Genomic DNA, 20736 nt, shown 5'->3' with positions numbered 1-20736 from the left:
CCGTGATCCGCCACGATGCCAGGCCCGCCTCAACCGGCGAACAGGACGGCGCCGCACCCGCGAACTCTGACAGGTTGCGCACAACCGCCGCGGCACCGTGTACGAGCGGGCGGTGGCAGCACGCCATCGAGGAGAACCTCGCCCGGCTCGGAACGTTCGGCGCGGTGAGCGTCGACGGCCGGCAGTCGCCGGCCGACTGCGCGGCCATCCGCGGCTTCCAGCAGCGGTTCGGTATCGAGCCCGCCGCTGGGCGGGCCGATGCGACGACCGCGGATGTCGCTCGCCGGATCACCGCGAGCTCCGCGCCGGAGAAGGTGCGGCGTTGTGACGCCGGGCCAGGGGTGACCGCCTGTGTCGATCTCACCTTGCAGACGGCGTGGGTGATGCGTGACGGCGCCGTCGTGGCCGGGCCGACGGTCGTGCGGACCGGTTTCGCCGGTCACGCCACCCCGGCCGGGGTCTTCCGGATCAACAAGCGTGCCGAGAAGGAGTGGTCGGACTCGTACGAGGTGTGGCTGCCGTACTGGCAGCGGTTCGTCGGCGGAATCGGCTTCCACGAGACGACCACGTACCTGCACGACGCCGCCCGCGGCTCGCACGGTTGCGTCAACCTGCTGCACCGCGACGCCGTGACCATGTGGGACCAACTGCAGATGGGTGCTCGCGTGCACGCCTTCGGACGCCGGCCCGGCACCTGAGGGTGCCCACCCTGGGACCGGCCTGCCCGGCCATGCTCACCGGAGCGGCAGTAGCCCGGCCCAGGTGACATCGAGCAGGCGCTCGCGGCTGTCAGCTTGCGGCAGCGCCGCTGCGGCGGCCAGCGCGTGCAGGCAGAAGGCGGCCAGTTCGGCCGGCGGCACATCGGTACGGACGGCACCCGCGTCGGCGGCACCGGCGATGACGGCGGTGACGAGTTCGTGCAGCCGTTGATGGGCTGCCGGCATGTGCGAGGCGCGGTGCAGCGTCATCGCGACCTGCGCGGCCGCCGCGCCGCCGTGGCCACCGTGCCCGGCAGCCGCTGCGGTGCTGGACAGCCGCAGATAGCTGTCCAGCACCATGCGCAGGCGTTCGCCGGGATCGCCGCACTCCGCGGCGACGGCGGTGAGCTGGTCGAGGTGGTCGGTGACCTGACGCTCGTGCCAGGCGGACACGATGGTCTGCACGTCGGGGAAGTATTTGTACAGCGTGGCTCGGCCGATACCGACGTGCGCGGCGATCTGCGACATGGTGACCGCCAGGCCGTGGTCGGCGATGAGCGCGGCGGTGGCGTCCAGGATGGCCGCGTGCACGGTGTGGCGGTGCTGTTCGACGGTCGCGTTCCACAACCTCGGCACCCCTGCATCGTACGCATTGCCTGCGGTACGTCACTCTGCCTATGCTCAATACACTCTGTATCGCAAAATTGGAAGGTGTGGCGATGACACGTCGAGAGCCGGTACCTGAGGAAGGCATGCCGCGCTGGGTGAAGATCTTCCTCGCCGGCGGAGCACTGCTGCTGGCGCTGATCGTGGTCGCGGTGCTGACCGGTCACGGGCCCGGACGTCACCTGGGCCACGGGGCGGTCCCGGCCGCTGTCTGCGGCGGCCACGGGTGACGCTGCCCGCAGGGCTGCGCCGGGCAGGCCTGGTCCTGCACATCGCCGCGTCCGTCGGATGGCTCGGTGCCGTCGCCGCCTCGCTCGCGATGGCCGGCCTGGCCGTCACCGCCGACGACCCGCGTATGGCCAACGCCGTCTACCTGCTCCTGGATCCGCTCGGCTGGTACGTGCTGGTCCCGTTCGGGATTGCGAGCCTGGTCACCGGGGTGACGCAGTCGCTGATCACCGTCTGGGGTCTCGTCCGGCACTACTGGGTGGTCATCAAACTCGTGCTCACCGCGCTCGCCGTCGCGGTGTTGCTGTTGTACACCAGCACGCTCGACGCCCTCGCCGCTGCGGCGACCGCTGCGGCGCACGGTGGGCCCCCGGTTACCGCCACCGCGTCGCCGCTGGTGCACGCCGCCGGGGCGGCGATCCTGCTACTGGTCGCGTTGGCGCTGTCGGTGTACAAGCCCCGCGGGCTCACCCCGATCGGACACCGCCGTCGTCGTCCTGCCGCGACCGGCTGAAGGGGCTTGGTGCGGTCGTCGTCGAAGGCGGTCACGGGCACGCGCTACCGTGGACGCCGTGACGAGGACAGCAGCGATGGCGGTGGGCCGTGCGGCCCGCCTCGCGCTGCTGCTGGCGACCGCTCTCGGGCTGGCGCTCATGCACACCCTCGGCCACACCGGCGTCCGCGCCGACCTCCACCCGGCGGCGACCGGCATGGACACGACCGCGGTGGGCCCTGCAGGGATGCTGACGGCGGTGGTCACCGCGGCGCAGCCGTGCCCGGACGGGCATTGCGACGGCCACGGGGGCACGGTTCCGGCGCCTGGAGCGCCTGCCTGGCGATCCTGACCGGCCTTGCCGTCGTGGTGATGCTGTACTGGCTGCTGACCCTGGTCCAGGGTCGCCGTCTGCTTCCGGTGCCCGCGGTCCTGCGGGCGCTGTCCCCGCGAGCGCCGCCGGATCGCGCCACCGGACTCACGCTCGCATCGGCAGCGGTACTGCGCATATAGCAACGCCACCTCGACGTCGACCCGTCTGCGGTCGTGTCGAGGCGTTCGCGCGTACCCGAAAATCTGCCGAAAGGTTACGACCCGCAATGATGCGTACTTCCCAGCTGCCCACCACCGTGCTGCGCCGCGGCCTGCTCGCCGGTGCCGCCGTCACCGCCACCCTCGTGCTGTCGGCCTGCGGTGGCAGCGACCACTCGTCGTCCGGCACCGGCATGAACCACGGCGCGACCACGGCCGCGTCGCCGGCCGCGTCGGCGGTCGGCACGTTCAACGACGCCGATGTGACCTTCGCCCAGGCGATGATTCCGCACCACCAGCAGGCGGTGCAGATGGCCGACATGGCCGACGGCCGGGCCGCCGACGCCGAGGTCAAGCAACTTGCCGGCAAGATCCAGGCCGCGCAGCAGCCGGAGATCGACACGATGACCGGCTGGCTGACCGCCTGGGGCAAGCCCGCCCCGGAGCCGCACATGAGCATGGGCTCCGGCACGGGCCACGGCTCGATGCCCGGCATGATGACCGACGCCGACATGGCCAAGCTCATGGACGCCAAGGGCGCCGCGTTCGACAAGCAGTTCCTGACCATGATGATCGCTCACCACGAGGGCGCCATCGAGATGGCCCAGACCGAGGTGGCGCAGGGCTCCAACCCCGAGGCCAAGACTCTCGCGCAGAAGATCATCACCGATCAGCAGGCCGAGATCACCACGATGAAGACCATCCTCGAACGCCTCTGATCCCGTCGATCCGCGGGCGGCCAGGCGTGACGCGCCTGGCCGCCCCGGCCCGCCCTGCCCGTATGCGTTCAGGTGTCGCACAGGGTGTGCGGGAGGCGGTGTGGCAACTCCGCGAAACCCGGCGGAACTAATCGGGTCTTTGGTACTTTTGCCGCTTGGCTTCGTTGGAACGCCGAGCGGGAAGGGCCATGCTCCAGCTGATCGTGCGGATGACCGCCATGGCGCTGCTACTGATCTGCGGCGCCCTGGCCCATCACGTCCCCAGCACGCGCACCATGGCCATCCCACCGTCGCAGCGGGCCCGCAGACGGCGACCCCGCCATCCGGTGATGCCTGCACGGCAGCAGCAGCCGACCAAGCACATCTCGCGCATCCCTGCACTCCGGTAGCGCTGCTGCCGCAGCCGCAGATCGACGATGTCGATCTGCCGCTGGTCCCGGCCCCGCCCCCTACCGACGACGCCCTCACCGCTGCCGCCGCTGCGGCTGACGCGGCCCACCCGCCCGGTAGACACCATCACACCGTGCTGGCACTGACGAGCGTGTATCGAAGCTGACAGGTCCCGCACGCCGCCGCCTCGAAACGCGCCTGTTGGCTGATCGGGCCGGTAGCGGCGACGTGCCTCCGTGACCTCTGCTCACCTCCGCACCTGACGTCTGCTCGCCGTGGACGCCGGGCGGCGGGGCTACGTCTGCGAAAGCGACTACGCACATGATCGACGTGACGTTTCCCCGGCTCCAACGCCGGCCACTTCCCGCCCAGCTCGTCTCCAGCTCCACCTGCCACCACCTCGACCAGCTCGTCGGCAACACCCCCGTCCTGTGGACCCGCGACATCACCGCCACCAGCGACAGCGGGTTCTGGGCCAAACTCGAAGGCCACAACCCCGGCGGCATCAAGGACCGCCCCGGCCTGCACCTGATCCAGCGCGCCCGTGAACGTGGTGACCTCGCCGACGGCGCCCCGATCGTGGAGTCCACCTCCGGCACCCTCGGCCTCGGCCTGGCCCTCGCCGGACTGATCCACGGCCACCCGGTCACCCTCGTTACCGACCCCGGCATGGAACCGCCGCTGCGGAACCTGCTGACCGCCTACGGCGCCCGCATCGACCTGGTCGACACGCCGCACCCGACCGGCGGCTGGCAGCAGGCCCGCCGCGACCGCGTCAACCAGCTCCTCGCCGACCGGGGCGGGTTCTGCCCAGACCAGTACAACAACCCCGACAACGTCGACGCCTACCAGAGCCTCGCCCTGGAGCTGGCCGCGCAGCTCGGCCGAGTCGACGTGCTGGTGTGCAGCGTCGGCACCGGCGGGCACAGCGCCGGCACCGCCCGGGTGCTGCGCGAGTTCTTCCCCGACCTGCGGCTGGTCGGCGTCGACGCGTGCGGCTCCACCATCTTCGGCCAGCCGGCCCAGACCCGGCTCATGCGCGGGCTCGGCAGCAGCATCCACCCCCGCAACGTGGACTACCCGGCCTTCGACGAGGTGCACTGGGTCGCCGCCCCGGAATCGGTGTGGGCCTGCCGCAGCCTGGCCGCCGGCCACTACATCAGCGGCGGCTGGAGCGTCGGCGCGGTAGCCCTGGTCGCCTCCTGGCTGTCCCGGACCCTGCCCGACGACACCCGCATCGCTGCGATCTTCCCCGACGGGCCGCACCGCTACGCCGACACCGTCTACAGCGACGACTACTGCCGCACCCACGACCTGCTCGGATCCGCGCCGGCCACCGACCCGGACGAGATCCGTCACCCCCGCGAGCGGGAAGTGCGGCGCTGGACGCGCTGCACCCACGTCATCGACCCCACCACCGGGGACGCCCCGTGACCGGAACCCTGGCCCAGATCCGGTCGTTCAACCGGCCGGTGCAGTTGCTGCTGGTCAACCAGCTGACCATCAATATCGGCTTCTACATGCTCATGCCGTATCTGGCCGGCTACCTCACCGGCGACCTGGCGATGGCGGCCTGGGCGGTCGGCCTGATCCTGGGTGTGCGCAACCTGAGCCAGCAGGGCATGTTCCTGCTCGGCGGCACCCTCGCCGACCGGTACGGCTACAAACCGCTGATCCTGACCGGGCTCGGCCTGCGCGTGGCCGGGTTCGGGCTGCTCGGTATCGCTACGAACCTGCCCGCCCTGATCGTCGCGTCGGTGCTGACCGGGCTTGCCGGAGCGTTGTTCAACCCGGCGGTCCGCGCATATCTGGCCGCCGAATCAGGCGAGCGCAAGACCGAGGCGTTCGCCGTGTTCAACGTCTTCTACCAGGCCGGCATCCTCGCCGGGCCGCTGATCGGCCTCGCCCTGCTGACCGCATCCTTCCGATGGGTGTGCACGGTCGCCGCGCTGCTGTTCCTGCTGCTGCTGATCGCTCAGGCCCGCGCCCTGCCCGCCCGGCACGCCCCGGCCGGCCCCGACGATCGCAGTCCTACGGCGGATTGGCGGCAGGTGCTGCGCCATCGCGGCTTCCTGCTGTTCTCGGCCGCGATGATCGGTTCCTACGTACTGAATTTCCAGGTCTACCTCGGCCTGCCCATCGAGGTCCGCCGGGTGACCGGATCGGAGACTCCGGTGGCGATCCTGTTCGCCGTCTCCGGGCTGCTCACCGTGGCCGGGCAGGTCCGGGTCACCGCCTGGGCCAAACATCGGTGGAGCCCACCGCAGGCCATCGTCCGCGGTCTGGCGTTGATGGCTGTCGCGTTCCTGCCGCTCGCCGCCACCGCCGCCATCAGCCCCGCGACCGGCGCGGGCCCGTGGCGCACCGCGCTGGCGCTGACTCCGGTGTTGATGAGCACGGTGCTGCTGACGGTCGCGACGATGATCGTGTACCCGTTCGAGATGGCCACCATCGTCGAGTTCGCCGGCCAACGCCTGGTCGGCACCTACTACGGCCTCTACAACACCCTCGCCGGTGTCGGCATCGCCGCCGGGAACCTGCTGACCGGCGCCGCCCTCGACACCGCCGTCACGCTCGGGTGGCCTGCGCTTCCGTGGCTGCTGCTGACCGTCACCGGGGTACTGGGCACCGCGGCGGTCGGCTACCTGTCACGTGCCGGTCACTTGACGACCACGCCCGGTGCGGCGGCCGGCGACCGGCGCAGTACCGCGAAGACATAACCCTTCGATCGCCGCGGTCTCGGGCGACGATGACAGCAGTGCGGGCCGGCTTTTCGGAAATGGGTGTGGAACTTTCCCGAGCCGGGTGACGACTTACCGATGCCGACGGGTGAGCCCGTACGGTCTGCTTGTCCTTGATGGTTGAGATGGAGGTCCGGGCGCGATGGCGTTACGTACGCGTATGGTCGGAGCCCTGGCGGCAGGGGTGGCGGCCGCCGCGCTACTCGCAGCTCCGGCCTTCGCCCACGTAGAGGTGGAGGCCGACAAGGCGCAGGCCGGCGCCGCCAACGTCACACTGACCTTCCACGGTGAGGCTGAGTCGCAGAGCGCCGGCATCGTGTCGGAGCGGGTGGTGCTGCCGCAAGGCATCAAACCAGCGGACGTGACCTTGGTGAAGGCGCCCAGGGGCTGGACGTTCACCAGCAGCGCCGACGGGTTCACCATCGCTGGCCCGGCGCTGAAGGTCGGCCAGGACGCCGAGTTCGCCGTCACGGTGACGCAGCTGCCCACCGATGCGACCACGCTGTCGTTCAAGACCGTGGAGACCTACAGCGACGGCAAGGTGTCCCGCTGGATCGACCTGCCCGAAGAGGGCCAGCCCGAACCCGAGAGCCCGGCACCCACCATCACGCTCAAGCCCGCCGCCAACCAAGCCGAGGTCACTGCGGGCACCACGCCCAGCAGCAACCCGAGCACCGCCGTCTCAGCCACCGCCCCGGCGGCCACCCGGGCCAGCAATACGGCGGCCGAGCAGACCGCCAGCAGCACCGGCTCCGGCGGCTCGCGCGTCGCCTGGTGGATCGCCCTGGCCGTAGCGGTGATCGCCGGTGCCGGTGGCCTGCTGCTCTGGCGCAAGCGCAGCAGCAACCCGGCTCCGTGACCCTCCCCGGGGACCCTGCGTCAGCGGTCGGCGCACCGCCGGTACGGCAAGGGCCAGTTGCCCATTGGGCTGCTGCCGGATAGCCGTCATGGGGCGGCATGTTGGCCTGTCCCAGTCCTAACCTGCGCGCCTGGTCAACCGTGTGACTGACTACCGATGGAGAATCGTGAGCATGAAACGGCTCTTTCTCGTGGGTGCGGTGTCGTTGCTGACGATGGCCGGGTGCACCGGCACCGACGGTTCTGCCCCATCGCCGGGCCGACCAGCGCGACTGTGGCGGCGTCGTCGTCGGCTGAGGCGCAGCCGCTGCTGGCTCGCTATGGCTTGGCGGGCAAAAGCACGGTGGAGGTCCTCGACCAGCTCGACCGGTTGGACCTTCAGCAGCGCCCAGCCGGGCTGAAGGCGTCCGTGCGGGCCGGTGAGCTGCTGATTTCCGACGGCGGGCAGGAGTTCAGCCTGCCTATCCCCGCCGACCGGTTCTACCTGTCGGCCGGCCCGTACCTGCAGCAGACCCACGACTGCTTCTTCCACGCGCCCACCGGCTGCAAAGGCGAACTGGCCGGCAAACAGGTGCAGGTCAAGATCCTTAACGATGCCAACGGCACGGTCCTGGTCGACGAGTCGCGCACCACCTTCGCCAACGGCTTCGTCGGATTCTGGCTGCCGCGCAACATCACCGGCACCCTGCGGATCACCTCCGACGGCAAGACCGCCGAGTCGAAGATCAGCACCGGCGCAGACGCCCCGACCTTCCTGACCACGCTACGACTGGTCTGATCACCACGCGGCCCGCGGTCTGCCTTGGGTTGCGTCCGCCCCGCTGATCCTCCCTCGCCGGTGCGCTCGTCGCCGGCGAGGATGGCCGACCGTCCGGACGACAGCGCCATCCGGGTCGGTCCGCTCGGCGTGCCGCTGTCGCCCGGCTGACGGCGTTGCGGGTCGCGGGGACGTTGACGCCCGAGCATGTGCGGCTGGTGTGCGGGCTCGGGTTGGGCGCTCGGGACCAATGTTCGGAAGAGTTACGACAATTATGATCTTGGTGCTCTGGCGTGCTTCTGGAGCGGAACTGCGCCGCCGACCCAAACACCTAACCTAACGGCGCTCGCGCAGCTCGAATAGCCAGGCCGGGAGGTCCGCGATCGGTGCGGGCTCACGAATTCGTACTGCCCGATCGCGGCGACCGAGCCGGGCCCGACGAGGTAGCCGCGGTCCGGTGGACTGGGCCGCGGGTGTCGATTCCCGGCCGGGCGTGCTGACGCCGCCGGAGGTGGTCGTGATCGTGACGGCCGGCAGGACGGGGATCCACATGCGGCCTCACCCGATCGCGGCCCGCTGCCGTGCCCCCGTGGTCAGCCCTTGGGTAACCACCAGCAGCACGACGAAGGCGGCGAGCGCCGCGACGGTCCGGACGTCGTGCCAGGCCTCCCAGCGGGCGAGCCGGTCCGCGTAATCGGCAGGCAGGCCGGTCGCCGCCCAGGTGCGGATCTCGCCGTTGATGGGCACATTGCCGAACCGGGTGACCAGCAGTGCGGTCAGCGCGAGCAGTCCGGCCCCGGCGGCGCCCCAGCGGGCCCGGCCGCGCAGCACCACCGCCCAGACGGCCGAGGACACGATGGTCAGGCCCATGACTGCCTGCATGAAGATGCCGTTCATGTCCATCAGCGCGATCCGGTAGGTCAGGTGCACGTCGATCGGTACGGCGTTGAAGGTCGGCACCACGCAGACCCGGGCGTAGCCGAACGCCCCGGCCAGCAGCCCTGCGCAGAGCAGTGCGACGCCGCCGGCGAGCCGGGCCCGCCTCACCGGTCACCCTCGACGGTCCGGGTGAGCTGGTCGAGCCGCAGCATCCGGCCGTCGTCGGCGACCCGGCCGATCACGTGGATGTCGGTGGCCACCACCGCGCCGCTACGCAACTGTGCGGTGAGCGTGTAGCGGGCGGCCACCTGGTCGCCCCGCGTGAGCGCCTGATGGATGTCGACGTCGACGGCCACGGCGTTGCGGCGCACCGGCCGGATGTGCGCGACGATCCGGTCCCGGTCGAGCGTCAGACCGTCGTTGTGCAGGGTGAACCCCGGGGTGTGGTATCGGTCGAAGACCACGGCCGGTTCCTCGTCTCCGAAGGCCGCCTCCCGGGGGTATCGGGCGAGGTAGTCGGTGAAACTGAGCATCGGCTCCTCCAGTAGACCGGTATAACTCTGACATCCTGTCCAACATACGTGGGCAGGTTAACCTTGACAACGTGTCAGAACTACCGAGACCTCCGCGCCGTCGGCTCCGGGCCGACGCCGAGCGCAGCCGGACCGCCATCATCGACGCGGCGATCATCCTGCTGGGCCGCCGCGCCGACGCGAGCATGGAGGAGATCGCGGCCGCCGCGGGCGTCGCACGCCAGACGGTGTACGCCCACTACCCGTCCCGGGACGCACTGCTCGTCGGGGTCGTCGACCGGATCACGAGGGAGACGGTCGCCGCGCTGGACGCGATCGACCCGGCGACCGGGACCGCTGCCTCGGCCCTGACCCGGTGGCTGACCGTGAGCTGGGAGGTGATCGAGCGATACCCGCTGCTGCTCACCGTTGCGCTGCCGGCCGGCGATCCGGCCGACGAGCACGACCGGCACCTGCCGATCATGCAAAGGCTGGCGGAGATCCTGGCGCATGGCCGCCGGACCGGCGAGTTCACCACCGGGCAGCCGGAGGGCTGGCTGCCCGCGGCCACGATCAGTCTGGGCCACGCCGCCGGCCAGGAGGTCGCCGCCGGCCGGATGACCACGGCCGCGGCCGCAGCGGCCTATCGCGACAGTGTCCAGCGACTCGCGGCGGCTCCAGTGGTGACTATTCAGTAAATCTGCGCCTAGGGTCGGGTCACGTACCCAAGCGCTGGTCCCGCAGAAAGCGACAGCTTCACCCAGGCGGTGCCAGCCCGGTGCCAACTACAGCCGCACGGTGCCAACTTCGTCCGGTTGGGACAGCCGCTACCACTAGCGCCCGCCGTCGGCGCCAAGTGCCTCAGCGCGTCCGACCAATGACAGAAACCCCGCCGGCTTCAGCGACAACAACCTGTCGCTCAACGGCCGTGAAGGCTGACAACGCGGGCACGGCCGTACACCGCGCCAACAGTGATGGAGCGGATCGGCGCACCGCACCGGTCAGCCACCCTGCAGGCGGGAATCGCCATAACCGGTGAACGTGACGGCAATCGCGCGGAAGGCGTGCAGCGCATCACCAGGCAGGCCCCTTGATACCCTAGGGGGGTATGGGTATGGTTGGTTTGTGGGCGGCGACGTCCCGCCGCTCACGTCCAACGGCAAGGAGATCGTGATGGCTACCCAGACCTACACCGTGACCGGCATGACCTGCTCGCACTGCGTCAACTCCGTCAGCGCCGAAGTCGGCAAGGTTTCCGGAGTCACCGACGTCCAGGTCGACCTCGCCTCCGGCACGGTCACCATTACCAGTGACCAGCCCGTCGACGAGACCGCGGTCGCCGCGGCCGTTGACGAGGCCGGCTACGAACTCGCGAGGTAGTCATGAACACCGCCATCAAGCTGGGCGGCTTCGGGATCGGGCTGGCGGCCGTGTTCACGGCCGCCCTGGGCCTCGGCAGCCTCTTCCCGGCAGCCACACCCGCCACCCCGGCCGCGCACGGCGGCCACGCCAGCACACCACCCGAGCAGAACACCCCGACAGCAGTGCTGCCGGCCGGCCTGCAGATCAGCCAGGACGGCTACCGGCTCACCCCACTCAGCGGCAGCCTGCCGGTCGGTACGCCGCAGCCGTTCCGGTTCCAGATCACCGGACCGGACAACCGGCCGGTCACCGCCTACACGACCACCCACGACAAGGACCTGCACCTGATCGTGGTCCGCCGTGACCTATCCGGGTTCCAGCACGTGCACCCCGAGCTCGGCAGCGACGGCATTTGGTCCATCCCGCTGGCGGTGCCCGCGGCCGGGCAGTACCGGGTCTTCGCTGACTTCAAGCCCTCCGGCCACGACGGCCTCACCCTCGGCGCCGACGTGCCCGCCGCTGGCGACTACCGGCCCACCCCGCTTCCCGCGGCCGCTCGGACCACGACGGTCGACGGCTACACGGTCATCCTGACCGGCGACCTCACGCCCGGCGCCTCATCCAAGGTGACCCTGTCGGTCAGCAAGGACGGCAAGCCGGTCACCGACCTGCAGCCGTACCTCGGCGCGTACGGCCACCTGGTCGCGCTGCGCGACGGTGACCTTGCCTACCTGCACGTGCACCCCGACGGTGAACCCGGCGACGGCCGCACCACGGCCGGCCCCGACGTCGGCTTCCACGCCGAAGTGCCCTCCACCGGCGCCTACCGGCTGTACCTGGACTTCCAACACGACGGAAAGGTCCGCACCGCTGAGTTCACCGCCGTTGCCGGATCCGTCACCGGTGTACCGAGCCCTGCGCCGCCGACCGCCTCTGCCGCGCCGAGCCCGTCCGGGCACGGCGCCGACGGCCACACCCACGACTAGGAGGAGAGCGTCATGGCAACCGTCGCCGGGCCGCTGCCCGTGGCCCCGAACCAGATCGAGCTGGCGATCGGCGGCATGACCTGCGCCTCCTGTGCCGCGCGGATCGAGAAGAAACTCAACCGCATGGACGGCGTGGTCGCGACCGTCAACTACGCCACCGAGAAGGCCAGCGTCGCCTACCCCGACGGTATCAGCGCCGAGGATCTGATCGCCACCGTCGAGAAGACCGGCTACACCGCGAAGCTTCCGCCGCCACCGCAACAGCCCGGTGACGACCCGGCCGAACACGCACAGCCGGTCGACGAACTGCGCGCGTTGCGGACCCGGCTGTTCACGGCGATCGCGTTCAGCGTGCCGGTGGTACTGCTGGCGATGGTGCCGGCCTGGCAGTTCACCTACTGGCAGTGGCTGTCGCTGACCCTGGCCGCGCCGGTCGTCGTCTGGGGCGGGTGGCCGTTCCACAAGGCGGCCTGGACCAACCTGCGCCACGGCGCCGCCACCATGGACACGCTCATCTCCATGGGCACGATCGCGGCGTTCGGCTGGTCGCTGTGGGCGCTGTTCTTCGGCACCGCCGGAGTCCCCGGCATGACGCACCCGTTCAGCCTCGACATCGGCACCACCGACGGCGCGGGCGCCATCTACCTGGAAGCCGCCGCCGGCGTCACCACCTTCATCCTCGCCGGCCGCTACTTCGAGGCCCGCTCCAAGCGCCGTGCCGGCGCCGCCATGCGAGCCCTGCTGGAACTCGGCGCCAAGGACGTCGCGGTGCTACGCGACGGCATCGAACGGCGCATTCCGGTCACCGACCTGGCGGTGGGGGACCGGTTCGTGGTGCGGCCGGGCGAGAAGATCGCCACCGACGGTGTCATCGAGGACGGCACCTCGGCCGTGGACGCGAGCATGCTGACCGGCGAGTCCGTACCGGTCGAGGTCGGCCCCGGCGATCCGGTGGTCGGCGCGACCGTCAACGCCGGCGGCCGGCTGGTCGTGCGTGCTACCCGGATCGGTGCCGACACGCAGCTCGCGCAGATGGCGAAACTGGTCGAGCAGGCCCAGACCGGCAAGGCCGCCGTCCAGCGGCTCGCCGACCGGATCTCCGGCGTGTTCGTGCCGATCGTGATCGGCCTCGCCGTCGCCACGCTCGGCTGGTGGGTGGGCACCGGCTCCGGCTGGACAGCCGCGTTCACCGCCGCCGTCGCCGTACTGATCATCGCCTGCCCCTGCGCGCTCGGCCTGGCCACCCCAACGGCACTGCTGGTCGGCACCGGGCGCGGCGCGCAGCTCGGCATCCTGATCAAAGGCCCCGAAGTCCTCGAGTCGACCCGGACCGTGGACACCGTCGTGCTGGACAAGACCGGCACCGTCACCACCGGCCGGATGAGCCTGGTCGACGTCGTTCCCGCCGACGGCGTCGACCGCGAGCGGCTGCTGCGCCTGGCCGGGGCGGTCGAGGCCGCCTCCGAGCACCCGATCGCCCAGGCAATCGCCGCCGCAGCAGCTGACAGCGCGCCGCTGCCGCAGGTGACCGGATTCGCCAACACCGAAGGCCTCGGTGTCACCGGCACCGTCGACGGCCACACCGTGCACGTCGGCCGCCCGGTACTGCTGCGCCAGGCCGGTCTGATGGTGCCCGCCGACGTCGAGCAGGCCGTCGATGCCGCTCACGCGGCGGGGCAGACCGCCGTGGTCGCGGGCTGGGACGGTCAGGCCCGTGGTGTGCTGGCCGTCGCCGACACCGTCAAGGCGACCAGCCGGGCCGCTGTCGCCCAGCTGCGGGCGCTGGGTCTGTCGCCGGTGCTGCTCACCGGCGACAACGAGACCGTCGCCCGGGCCGTGGCCGGACAGGTCGGCATCGACGAGGTGATCGCCGAAGTCCTGCCGGCCGGCAAGGTCGACGTCGTCAAGCGGCTGCAGGAACAGGGCAAGGTCGTGGCGATGGTCGGTGACGGCGTCAACGACGCCGCCGCCCTGGCCCAGGCCGACCTCGGGCTGGCCATGGGCACCGGCACCGACGCCGCGATCGAGGCCTCCGACCTGACCCTGGTCCGCGGCGACCTGATGGCCGCCGCCGACGCGATCCGCCTGTCCCGGCGCACCCTGCGCATCATCAAGAGCAACCTGTTCTGGGCCTTCGCCTACAACGTCGCCGCCCTGCCCCTGGCCGCGGCCGGGCTGCTCAACCCGATGATCGCCGGCGCGGCGATGGCGTTCAGCTCGGTGTTCGTCGTCGCCAACAGCCTGCGGCTGCGCCGCTTCACCAGCATCACGAAGGACAGTGCCGCCTGCACCTCCGCCAAGGACGGGTGCAGGCGGCACTGTGTTATGCCCGGAGGAGTGCGCGGTCGGTTGGGGAGCCGACTCAGACCAGGCGCCGGACCACGTAGTTTTTGCTCCAGATTTTCTGCTTGGTGACCGTCTTGCCGGTTCGCGGCGCGGCCCACATCTTGCCGCCACCGGCGTAGATGCCGGCGTGCGTGCCCTTCGTCCCCGTACGGATGACGATCAGGTCACCCGCGCGGGCCTTGGACTTCGCGACGGCCTTACCGTACCGCTGCTGCAGGTGGGCCTTGTGCGGCAGCTTCTTGCCCGCGGCCTTCTTGTAGACGTACATCGTGTAGCCGGAGCAGTCGAACCGCTTGGGGCCGGACGCGCCGAACTTGTACTTCTTGCCCTTGTGCTTCGCCGCTTCGGTCATGACCCGGTTCGCGGCCGCCTTGGACTTGGCGGCCTGGGACGCCGCCGCCTTGACGGTGATGCCGGTCTGGCTGAACGCCACGCTGGTCTGCGAGGACACCTGTGTGGTGGCGACCGTCGCGGCGGAGGCGGACTGTGGTGTGCCGAGCCCGCCGGTCAGAAGACCGAGACCCACGGACAGGGCGAGAGCGCCGACTTCCAGGGTACGGGCGGGCCGGCTCAGGGTGCTTACGCGCACGGTGAAGGAATCCCTCCGGCACGCCTGCGAGGTTAGCTGTCGGATTCGGGCGCGAAGGTTGCCCGGCCGCACGCTGGCGGCTTCACCCCAAGGTCCTCATGTCCCGGTCGCCGCGGTGCGGCGTGCCGGTCGAAGACCGCTCGTGGTTCCCCCGTCCCTGCCCCCGAATGCCTCATGACTCGTCATGCGGGTTGTGCCGCCGGACCGGGGCAGGGCTCGGCGTGGTCCAGGTCGGCACGACCGGCGAGCCTGTGCTCGCCGCCCCTCCTTGATAGCCCAGTCGGCGCCGATCCCAGCTCCCGGAGGTAATCACACTCAGTGACTGGCGTGCCGAGACGTGTCCGATTGGAAGACCGATGCGAGGTTTGTCGACACGGGCTGCTCATGCATGGTGAACCGAGAGTGGTTTTGATCTGTGAAAGGGAACACTCGATCTCGTACGTGGTAGCTGGGGGTGGCACCGGCAGTGTTCCCCGGTTCGTCGCGTCCGACGCGACTGCCGGTCGGTTCATTGTGGCCGACCGTCCGACGCTCGTCGCCCGAACCGATGGCCATCCCTGAAGCAGGGGTCACGGTGTGAATGCCCGATGGTGTCCGTTGCGGCGACGACCGCACCCAAGACGGTCGGTGCGCCGATGCAACCGAGCCGCAACCACCGGACCTTTCAACCAGCCGTGCCGTCGAGCGATGAGGCAGACCCCATCAACCGCATCGCCCGACCACGAAGTCTCACCCATCACGGCGGTCGATCGGCGTTCAAAAACTGTGAGAGGCAGGCTGTGAGAAATCGCTCCGTCCCGTCTGCCCTGGGCACGGGCACGTCGCCCCGCGGCGGGCGTGCCGGGAGGCTGATCGTCGCGCTCGTGGCGCTGACCCTGGCCGGAGGCGCGAGTTTCGGCGCCGCGCCCGCATACGCGGCCACCATGGCGCAGCGACAGGCGACCGCGGGTGGCTACACCGTTTCGCCGGCCACCGGCGGCTTCACCCGGGCGGTGCTCGCCGCTGATGCCACCACCGCGGCCTTCCAGGACCGCTTGGGCGGCGCTTTGCAGCACATGCTGGACACTGTGCTCGGCCCCGGCCGCTCAACGGTCACCACCAACGTCGAACTCGACCTCGACCAGGTCGCGACCTCCCGCACCACCTACCAGCAGGATCCGTCCGCCGGTGCCCTGTCCGAACGGATCAGCGAGCGCTCCTACATCGGCGACAACGGCGGCACCCGGTACGACAGCAGCAGCGCGTCGCGCGTCAACGCCCTCGACGAACTGCACGAGACCCGCCGGGAAGCCCCCGGCGACATCATCAGACTGAGCGTCGCCGTCCTCGTCGATGAAGCCGCCGCGGCGAACCTCGACCTGGCTCAGGTCCGTGAACTCATCGCCGTAGCCGCCGGTGTTGATGCCGGCCGCGGCGACCGGGTGACGGTTGCCGCCATGCCCATGCGCACCGCTACAGCCACTCCCACCGACAACGCCGTCGCGCAGCCCGGCACCGCATCCCCTGCCGCGCTAAGGACGGCACTCATCGCCGCGGTTCTGATCCTGTTGACCTGTGCCGCGCTGCTGGCCCTCCGCAAGCAACGGCGCCGGGCCGCGGCGGCCTCGGCGGCAGCCGACCGGCGAGAGCTGCTCCGTGCCCAACTGCACATCCAGCGCACTCCGGTCCCGGCTGCGGCAATCGCTACTGCACTCGACGAGGACAGACGACAGCAACGGGCGGTCGAGTCGGTCGACCCGGCGCAGACCGCGCAGCAGCTGCGAGAATGGATCGACCCCGGCCGGTAAGAACAGGCGGCCGGCTCAGGACTTCACGAGGCGGGCGATCGCCGCGCTCGCCTCCTTGATCTTTGCGTCCACGTCGCCCTCCGCCGCGGCGTGGACCACGCAGTGCTTCAGATGATCCTCGAGCAGGCCGACGGCTACCGCGTGCAGGGCGCTCTTGGCGGCTGAGATCTGGGTCAGGATGTCGATGCAGTAGGTGTCCTCGTCGACCATCCGCTGCAATCCGCGGATCTGCCCCTCGACCCGCTTCAGCCGGGCCATCAGCGCCTGTTTCTCTGCCGAATACCCGTGCGGACCGGCCGGTTTTGCCTCACTCATGCCGTGCAAGATACCCGGCACCGGTATCAGCCGGTGCGGCTGCGGACGCGTCCCGGCAGTCGCCGTGCCCGCTGCAGTGGCCTGCGGTCACCGAGCCCGCGATGTCGTAACCTGGCCCGGTGACCCGATCCCACCAGCCGGCAGCCCCGTGGCTGCTGCGCTGGCTGCTGGTCGTGATCACCCTGGCCGGTGTCGGGCTCGTGCAAAGCGCACACTGCGCCGACGGACCGACCGGCGCACACCATGCGGGGCATTCGGCTACCGCAGGGCATCACCACGGCGTTTCGGATCACGGCGTTGCGGCAAGTGGGCAGCACGTTACGGCAGCCCGGACGGCAGACACCACAGCCGGGCACTGCGAGGTCAGCGCCCCCGTCGCCGAACCCGCCGTGCGAGCCGGCGCCGTCGCGCTTCCGGCGATGACCGCCTGCGCCGACACCAGCGCACCCCACACGGCGGTGCCACCGATCGCATCCCGGGCACCCGCCGTCACCCTGACCCAACTCGGTGTAAGCCGCATATAGGACACCGCGCACGCATACGCATCCCGGCATCGCCGGATGTGCGCTCGTGCCTGCCCGGGGCCCGGCAAAGCCGGCCGTCACGCCCCGCCCGGCGGTGGTGTCCACCTGTTCCCTGCGCGGAAAGCCGAACCTTCGTGAACCTTCACGCCCTCCCCGCTGCCCTGCTCACCCATCAGCGCCAGCGCCAGTCCCAGTCGCATCGCTCGACCGGCGGCCGCCACCTGCCGGACGCGGGGGCGCTGCCGTGACCGAGACCCTGCCGCCGCTGCGCACCACCCACCCGTTCGATGCTGCCGGGGGACGGTGGTGCTTCGACCTGTGGGACGGGACCGGCCGGCCAGTCGTCTTCATCCCCGCGGTGTTGTTCGACCGGACGTGCTGGTGGCCGACCGCAGCCGACCTGCGCCCGTACGCCACCGTCGTCGCCGTCGACCTGCCCGGACATGGCGGTTCGCCTGGCCGGGACCGTTACGAACCCGACGACCTCGTCGACGATCTGGCCATGCTCGTCGACAGCCTGCAACTGCGGCGCGCACCGGTGATCGTCGGGCACGGCCCGTCAGCGACGCTGGCGGCCCTGTTCGCGGCACGCTACGCCACCCACGCCGTGGTAGCCGTCGACCCGATCCCCGCCACAGGCCTGTGCGCCGACGTCGACACCTATCTGCGCGGCCTGCAGCTCACCGAGATCCCCGAGCAATACCGCGGCCTGCTGCAAACCTCGCATGACCCGCGCCTGCTGGCCGCCTACGCGACCGGCCTGCGGCACCGCCGCCCGGCGACCGCCACGATCGGCGTCACCCCTACCCGGCTCGCCGTGCACAGCCGGCCACCGTCCGAGCCCGAGACGGATCCGCAAGCCGCCGACACGTGGCGACAGGAGGTCTACGACGTCCCGGGCAGATTCGCGTCCCTCGCCGCCGCCCGCAGGTTCATCACCGACCTGCGGACACTGCTGTGAAGCGGCACTGGGTGGCGTACCGAACTGGTCGCCTTCGTACAACGCCGCTGACAAGCGGAAATGAGGACGTCCCTTGGCGGGAGAGCGGACGGCGTGCCCTCCCGCCAAAGCTGCACTGACGCCTTCCCTTCGGTCAGTGCACCAGCTGATAGCCGGCTGCGGCGACGGCCGCAGCCACGCTGTCATCGTCGAGCGCCGCGGCGCTGGTCACCGTGACCGCGCCGGTGGCGACGTCGACGCTGACGTCACGCACGCCGGGAACATCGGTGAGTTGCTTACTGACCCGGCCGGCGCAGCCGCCGCAGGTCATCCCGGCGACCTGGTACACCGTCCGGGTGTCGTCCGGCGCCGTCGCCGGCTCGGTGGCCGGGGTCGTGGTGGCGCAGGCGCAAGCGGTGTCGCTGCCGCACATCGGCTTCTCCTTGCTGTCGTGTGACTGGTACTGAGCTGGGGGAGCAGGTCACGCCCGCACCAGGCGGGCGATGGCGTCGGAGGCTTCCTTCAGCTTCGCGTCGGCGTCCGGTCCGCCGTCGCGGGCCGCGCCGACGACGCAGTGCGCGAGGTGATCGTCGAGCAGCCCGAGTGCCACGGTCTGCAGAGCCTTGGTCGCGGCGGACACCTGCGTGAGGATGTCGATGCAGTACGTCTCGTCGTCGACCATGCGCTGCAGGCCACGGACCTGACCCTCGATCCGGCGCAGCCGCTTCAGATAGTCGTCCTTGTCCGTGATGTAGCCGTGAGCCATGACCCGGCTCCCTCCAGCAGTTGCTACCGTACCCCCCTAGGGTATCTCGGTAAAGCGGCACGTCCAACGCTGTGACGCGGAAGTCAATCGACGCACACCCTTGACCGCATATACCCCCCGGGGTAACAATGACGCCGGAAAGCAGATACCCCCTGGGGGTACCAAGGAGGTTCGGTCATGTCCCGCAGTCCGCACCGGTGGTGGGCGCTCGCGCTCATCGCCCTCGCCCAGTTCATGGTCATCATGGACACCTCGATCATCGGCGTCGCCCTGCCGAAGATGCAGAACGACCTCGGCTTCACCCCGAGCAATCTGTCCTGGGTCTTCAACGCCTACGTCGTCGCCTTCGGCGGCCTGCTGCTGCTCGGCGGACGCCTGTCCGACCTGTACGGCGCCCGTCGCATCTTCGCCACCGGCTGGGCGATCCTGCTCGCCGGCTCCGCCGCCGCCGGCCTGGCCGGCACCGTCGAACTCGAGCTCGCCGCCCGCGCCGTACAGGGCGCAGGATCCGCACTGATCGCCCCGTCCGCACTGACCCTGCTGATGATGCTGTTCGGTAACCGGCCCGCCGAACTCACCAAGGCCCTCGCCCTGTACGGGGCGGCCGCACCGGCCGGCGGCACCGCCGGAGTGTTCCTCGGCGGCGTCATCACCGAATACGTCAGCTGGCCGTGGGTGTTCTACCTCAACATCCCGATCGCCGTCCTCGCTTTGATCGCCACCCCGGCGCTCATGCCCGCCGGCGGCAACCGCCCCGGCTCCCTCGACCTGGCCGGCGCTCTCACCGTCACCGGCGGCCTGGCCGCCGCCGTCTACGCGATCGTCCGCGCCCCGCAGGCCGGCTGGAACTCCGCCTCGACCTGGCTCACGCTGGCCGGATCGGCGGTCCTGCTTGCCGCGTTCCTGATCATCCAAGCGCGTCGCCGTCAGCCGCTGATGCGGCTGGGTATCTTCACCAGCCGGAACCTGACGGCGGCGAACCTCGCCCAGTTACTGCTCGGCGCGGCGTGGATCCCGATGTGGTTCTTCCTCAACCTGTACCTGCAGCAGGTCCTCGGCTTCAGCGCGTTCCCCAGCGGCGCGGCGCTGCTGCCGATGACCGTTCTCATCATGGTCGGCATGATCGTCCTCGCCCCACGGGTCATCGGACGATTCGGCACCAAGACCACCCTGGTCGCCGGTCTCGCGGTGCTGGCCGCCGGCCTGGCCTGGCTCGCTCTGATCCGCCCGACCGGCAGCTACCTGACCGACGTGCTGCCCGCCTCCCTGGTCGCCGCCCTCGGCATGGCCCTGGCGTTCATCCCGTCGCTGGGAACCGCCCTGTCCAGCGCCCGCCCGGAGGAAGGCGGTCTCGCCTCCGGCATCGTCAACACCAGCTACCAGATCGGCTCCGCCCTCGGCCTGGCCGCCATGACCGCCGTCGCCGCAGCCCACGGCGCAGACGCCCTCGGCGACCCGGCCGCCCTCACCGACGGCTACTCGGCCGCCCTGCTCGGCGCCGCCGGCATCGCCCTGGCGGCCGCCATCCTCGCCGCGATCACCCTCACCGGCCGCAACGGCAAGCCCGCCGCCACGCAACCCGAGAACACGCCGGCCACCCGATGACCACCGGGTGCTGTCCCAGCGCTCCGCCGGAACCGGACCGGCTC

The 20736-nt window shown here is 70.5% G+C and carries 23 protein-coding genes, 1 pseudogene and 1 riboswitch; of the genes and pseudogenes, 16 read left to right on the top strand and 8 right to left on the bottom strand.

Annotated features, from left to right (window positions below; translation table 11 throughout):
• The first annotated feature begins 74 nt into the window (after positions 1-74).
• The gene (locus ACQPZW_RS31430) at positions 75-698 is read left to right on the top strand and encodes a L,D-transpeptidase family protein (RefSeq protein ID WP_433789653.1); all 624 of its coding nucleotides are present in this window, start codon (positions 75-77) and stop codon (positions 696-698) included.
• A gap of 36 nt (positions 699-734) precedes the next feature.
• Here ACQPZW_RS31430 and ACQPZW_RS31425 read toward each other — a convergent pair whose 3' ends face one another.
• Entirely contained in the window at positions 735-1334 is a 600-nt protein-coding gene (locus tag ACQPZW_RS31425) for a TetR/AcrR family transcriptional regulator (RefSeq protein ID WP_433789652.1), read from the bottom strand.
• Between the two features lie 83 nt (positions 1335-1417).
• Here ACQPZW_RS31425 and ACQPZW_RS31420 point away from each other — a divergent pair, with 83 nt between their 5' ends.
• From ACQPZW_RS31420 to ACQPZW_RS31405, 4 genes are all read left to right on the top strand, one after another.
• Positions 1418-1594 (top strand): hypothetical protein, encoded by a 177-nt coding sequence (locus tag ACQPZW_RS31420; RefSeq protein WP_433789651.1) that lies wholly within the window; start codon positions 1418-1420, stop codon positions 1592-1594.
• On the top strand, positions 1591-2106 hold the full coding sequence (locus ACQPZW_RS31415) for a DUF2269 domain-containing protein (RefSeq protein WP_433789650.1): 516 nt from the start codon (positions 1591-1593) through the stop codon (positions 2104-2106). The genes ACQPZW_RS31420 and ACQPZW_RS31415 overlap by 4 nt, the downstream gene beginning before the upstream one ends.
• A gap of 58 nt (positions 2107-2164) precedes the next feature.
• The gene (locus ACQPZW_RS31410) at positions 2165-2437 is read left to right on the top strand and encodes a hypothetical protein (RefSeq protein WP_433789649.1); all 273 of its coding nucleotides are present in this window, start codon (positions 2165-2167) and stop codon (positions 2435-2437) included.
• A gap of 247 nt (positions 2438-2684) precedes the next feature.
• Positions 2685-3335, top strand: a complete 651-nt coding sequence (locus tag ACQPZW_RS31405) for a DUF305 domain-containing protein (RefSeq protein ID WP_106330484.1) — start codon at positions 2685-2687, stop codon at positions 3333-3335.
• 253 nt (positions 3336-3588) lie between these two features.
• Here ACQPZW_RS31405 and ACQPZW_RS31400 read toward each other — a convergent pair whose 3' ends face one another.
• Entirely contained in the window at positions 3589-3852 is a 264-nt protein-coding gene (locus tag ACQPZW_RS31400) for a hypothetical protein (RefSeq protein ID WP_433789648.1), read from the bottom strand.
• 194 nt (positions 3853-4046) lie between these two features.
• On the opposite strand from ACQPZW_RS31400, the gene ACQPZW_RS31395 reads away from it, so the two are divergent.
• The 4 genes from ACQPZW_RS31395 (at position 4047) to ACQPZW_RS31380 (ending at position 8102) form a co-directional block, all read left to right on the top strand.
• Positions 4047-5159: a PLP-dependent cysteine synthase family protein gene (locus tag ACQPZW_RS31395; RefSeq protein WP_433789647.1), complete on the top strand. Its 1113-nt coding sequence runs from the start codon at positions 4047-4049 to the stop codon at positions 5157-5159.
• Complete coding sequence (locus ACQPZW_RS31390; protein ID WP_106330487.1) at positions 5156-6445, top strand: MDR family MFS transporter; 1290 nt, start codon at positions 5156-5158, stop codon at positions 6443-6445. Before ACQPZW_RS31395 ends, ACQPZW_RS31390 begins: the two co-directional genes overlap by 4 nt.
• A 181-nt stretch (positions 6446-6626) precedes the next feature.
• Positions 6627-7325 carry a DUF1775 domain-containing protein gene (locus ACQPZW_RS31385; RefSeq protein WP_239166911.1) on the top strand — a complete coding sequence of 233 codons (699 nt, stop codon included), beginning with the start codon at positions 6627-6629 and terminating at the stop codon, positions 7323-7325.
• A gap of 156 nt (positions 7326-7481) precedes the next feature.
• A complete protein-coding gene (locus tag ACQPZW_RS31380) occupies positions 7482-8102 on the top strand; it encodes a CueP family metal-binding protein (protein WP_433789646.1) in 621 nt (206 codons plus the stop codon).
• 537 nt (positions 8103-8639) lie between these two features.
• Here ACQPZW_RS31380 and ACQPZW_RS31375 read toward each other — a convergent pair.
• Positions 8640-9128, bottom strand: coding sequence for an anthrone oxygenase family protein (locus ACQPZW_RS31375; RefSeq protein ID WP_433789645.1), 489 nt, complete (start codon positions 9126-9128; stop codon positions 8640-8642).
• Complete coding sequence (locus tag ACQPZW_RS31370) at positions 9125-9493, bottom strand: nuclear transport factor 2 family protein (RefSeq protein ID WP_433789644.1); 369 nt, start codon at positions 9491-9493, stop codon at positions 9125-9127. The genes ACQPZW_RS31375 and ACQPZW_RS31370 overlap by 4 nt, the downstream gene beginning before the upstream one ends.
• Before the next feature lie 71 nt (positions 9494-9564).
• Between ACQPZW_RS31370 and ACQPZW_RS31365 the strand changes: the two genes are divergently transcribed.
• The 4 genes and pseudogenes from ACQPZW_RS31365 to ACQPZW_RS31350 all read left to right on the top strand — a co-directional run.
• Complete coding sequence (locus ACQPZW_RS31365) at positions 9565-10170, top strand: TetR/AcrR family transcriptional regulator (RefSeq protein WP_433789643.1); 606 nt, start codon at positions 9565-9567, stop codon at positions 10168-10170.
• Positions 10171-10645: 475 nt separating this feature from the next.
• Positions 10646-10852: a heavy-metal-associated domain-containing protein gene (locus tag ACQPZW_RS31360; protein ID WP_433797667.1), complete on the top strand. Its 207-nt coding sequence runs from the start codon at positions 10646-10648 to the stop codon at positions 10850-10852.
• Between the two features lie 2 nt (positions 10853-10854).
• Positions 10855-11820 carry a hypothetical protein gene (locus tag ACQPZW_RS31355; RefSeq protein ID WP_433789642.1) on the top strand — a complete coding sequence of 322 codons (966 nt, stop codon included), beginning with the start codon at positions 10855-10857 and terminating at the stop codon, positions 11818-11820.
• Between the two features lie 12 nt (positions 11821-11832).
• Positions 11833-14094: pseudogene (locus ACQPZW_RS31350) on the top strand (heavy metal translocating P-type ATPase); the annotation flags it as partial.
• Between the two features lie 88 nt (positions 14095-14182).
• Here ACQPZW_RS31350 and ACQPZW_RS31345 read toward each other — a convergent pair.
• A complete protein-coding gene (locus tag ACQPZW_RS31345; protein ID WP_433789641.1) occupies positions 14183-14755 on the bottom strand; it encodes a C40 family peptidase in 573 nt (190 codons plus the stop codon).
• 6 nt (positions 14756-14761) lie between these two features.
• Positions 14762-14888, bottom strand: a riboswitch (cyclic di-AMP (ydaO/yuaA leader).
• Between the two features lie 454 nt (positions 14889-15342).
• Here ACQPZW_RS31345 and ACQPZW_RS31340 point away from each other — a divergent pair.
• The gene (locus ACQPZW_RS31340) at positions 15343-16542 is read left to right on the top strand and encodes a flagellar M-ring protein FliF C-terminal domain-containing protein (protein WP_433789640.1); all 1200 of its coding nucleotides are present in this window, start codon (positions 15343-15345) and stop codon (positions 16540-16542) included.
• A gap of 15 nt (positions 16543-16557) precedes the next feature.
• On the opposite strand, the gene ACQPZW_RS31335 is transcribed toward ACQPZW_RS31340, so the two are convergent.
• Positions 16558-16857: a metal-sensitive transcriptional regulator gene (locus tag ACQPZW_RS31335; RefSeq protein WP_106330541.1), complete on the bottom strand. Its 300-nt coding sequence runs from the start codon at positions 16855-16857 to the stop codon at positions 16558-16560.
• A 768-nt stretch (positions 16858-17625) separates the two neighbouring features.
• Here ACQPZW_RS31335 and ACQPZW_RS31330 point away from each other — a divergent pair.
• Positions 17626-18342 (top strand): alpha/beta fold hydrolase, encoded by a 717-nt coding sequence (locus ACQPZW_RS31330; RefSeq protein ID WP_433789639.1) that lies wholly within the window; start codon positions 17626-17628, stop codon positions 18340-18342.
• A gap of 133 nt (positions 18343-18475) precedes the next feature.
• Here the strand turns inward: ACQPZW_RS31330 and ACQPZW_RS31325 are convergent, their stop codons facing one another.
• A complete protein-coding gene (locus tag ACQPZW_RS31325) occupies positions 18476-18754 on the bottom strand; it encodes a heavy-metal-associated domain-containing protein (RefSeq protein WP_106330497.1) in 279 nt (92 codons plus the stop codon).
• A gap of 48 nt (positions 18755-18802) precedes the next feature.
• The gene (locus ACQPZW_RS31320; protein ID WP_106330498.1) at positions 18803-19087 is read right to left on the bottom strand and encodes a metal-sensitive transcriptional regulator; all 285 of its coding nucleotides are present in this window, start codon (positions 19085-19087) and stop codon (positions 18803-18805) included.
• Between the two features lie 177 nt (positions 19088-19264).
• Here ACQPZW_RS31320 and ACQPZW_RS31315 point away from each other — a divergent pair, with 177 nt between their 5' ends.
• Positions 19265-20692, top strand: a complete 1428-nt coding sequence (locus ACQPZW_RS31315) for an MFS transporter (RefSeq protein ID WP_106330499.1) — start codon at positions 19265-19267, stop codon at positions 20690-20692.
• Positions 20693-20736 lie beyond the last annotated feature (44 nt).

It is taken from the genome of Actinoplanes sp. CA-252034 (assembly GCF_050956125.1).
Taxonomy (GTDB): Bacteria; Actinomycetota; Actinomycetes; order Mycobacteriales; family Micromonosporaceae; genus Actinoplanes.
This window is presented reverse-complemented; position numbering and strand designations above follow the sequence as displayed.

Excerpts from the sequence above, each read along its gene's own strand:
- ACQPZW_RS31325 (WP_106330497.1), bottom strand. The coding sequence starts at position 18,754 with ATGTGCGGCAGCGACACCGCTTGCGCCTGCGCCACCACGACCCCGGCC.
- ACQPZW_RS31360 (WP_433797667.1), top strand. The coding sequence starts at position 10,646 with ATGGCTACCCAGACCTACACCGTGACCGGCATGACCTGCTCGCACTGC.
- ACQPZW_RS31315 (WP_106330499.1), top strand. The coding sequence starts at position 19,265 with ATGTCCCGCAGTCCGCACCGGTGGTGGGCGCTCGCGCTCATCGCCCTC.
- ACQPZW_RS31420 (WP_433789651.1), top strand. The coding sequence starts at position 1,418 with ATGACACGTCGAGAGCCGGTACCTGAGGAAGGCATGCCGCGCTGGGTG.
- ACQPZW_RS31400 (WP_433789648.1), bottom strand. The coding sequence starts at position 3,852 with ATGGTGTCTACCGGGCGGGTGGGCCGCGTCAGCCGCAGCGGCGGCAGC.
- ACQPZW_RS31355 (WP_433789642.1), top strand. The coding sequence starts at position 10,855 with ATGAACACCGCCATCAAGCTGGGCGGCTTCGGGATCGGGCTGGCGGCC.
- ACQPZW_RS31320 (WP_106330498.1), bottom strand. The coding sequence starts at position 19,087 with ATGGCTCACGGCTACATCACGGACAAGGACGACTATCTGAAGCGGCTG.
- ACQPZW_RS31395 (WP_433789647.1), top strand. The coding sequence starts at position 4,047 with ATGATCGACGTGACGTTTCCCCGGCTCCAACGCCGGCCACTTCCCGCC.
- ACQPZW_RS31385 (WP_239166911.1), top strand. The coding sequence starts at position 6,627 with ATGGTCGGAGCCCTGGCGGCAGGGGTGGCGGCCGCCGCGCTACTCGCA.
- ACQPZW_RS31340 (WP_433789640.1), top strand. The coding sequence starts at position 15,343 with ATGGTGTCCGTTGCGGCGACGACCGCACCCAAGACGGTCGGTGCGCCG.
- ACQPZW_RS31405 (WP_106330484.1), top strand. The coding sequence starts at position 2,685 with ATGATGCGTACTTCCCAGCTGCCCACCACCGTGCTGCGCCGCGGCCTG.
- ACQPZW_RS31370 (WP_433789644.1), bottom strand. The coding sequence starts at position 9,493 with ATGCTCAGTTTCACCGACTACCTCGCCCGATACCCCCGGGAGGCGGCC.
- ACQPZW_RS31380 (WP_433789646.1), top strand. The coding sequence starts at position 7,482 with ATGGAGAATCGTGAGCATGAAACGGCTCTTTCTCGTGGGTGCGGTGTC.
- ACQPZW_RS31335 (WP_106330541.1), bottom strand. The coding sequence starts at position 16,857 with ATGAGTGAGGCAAAACCGGCCGGTCCGCACGGGTATTCGGCAGAGAAA.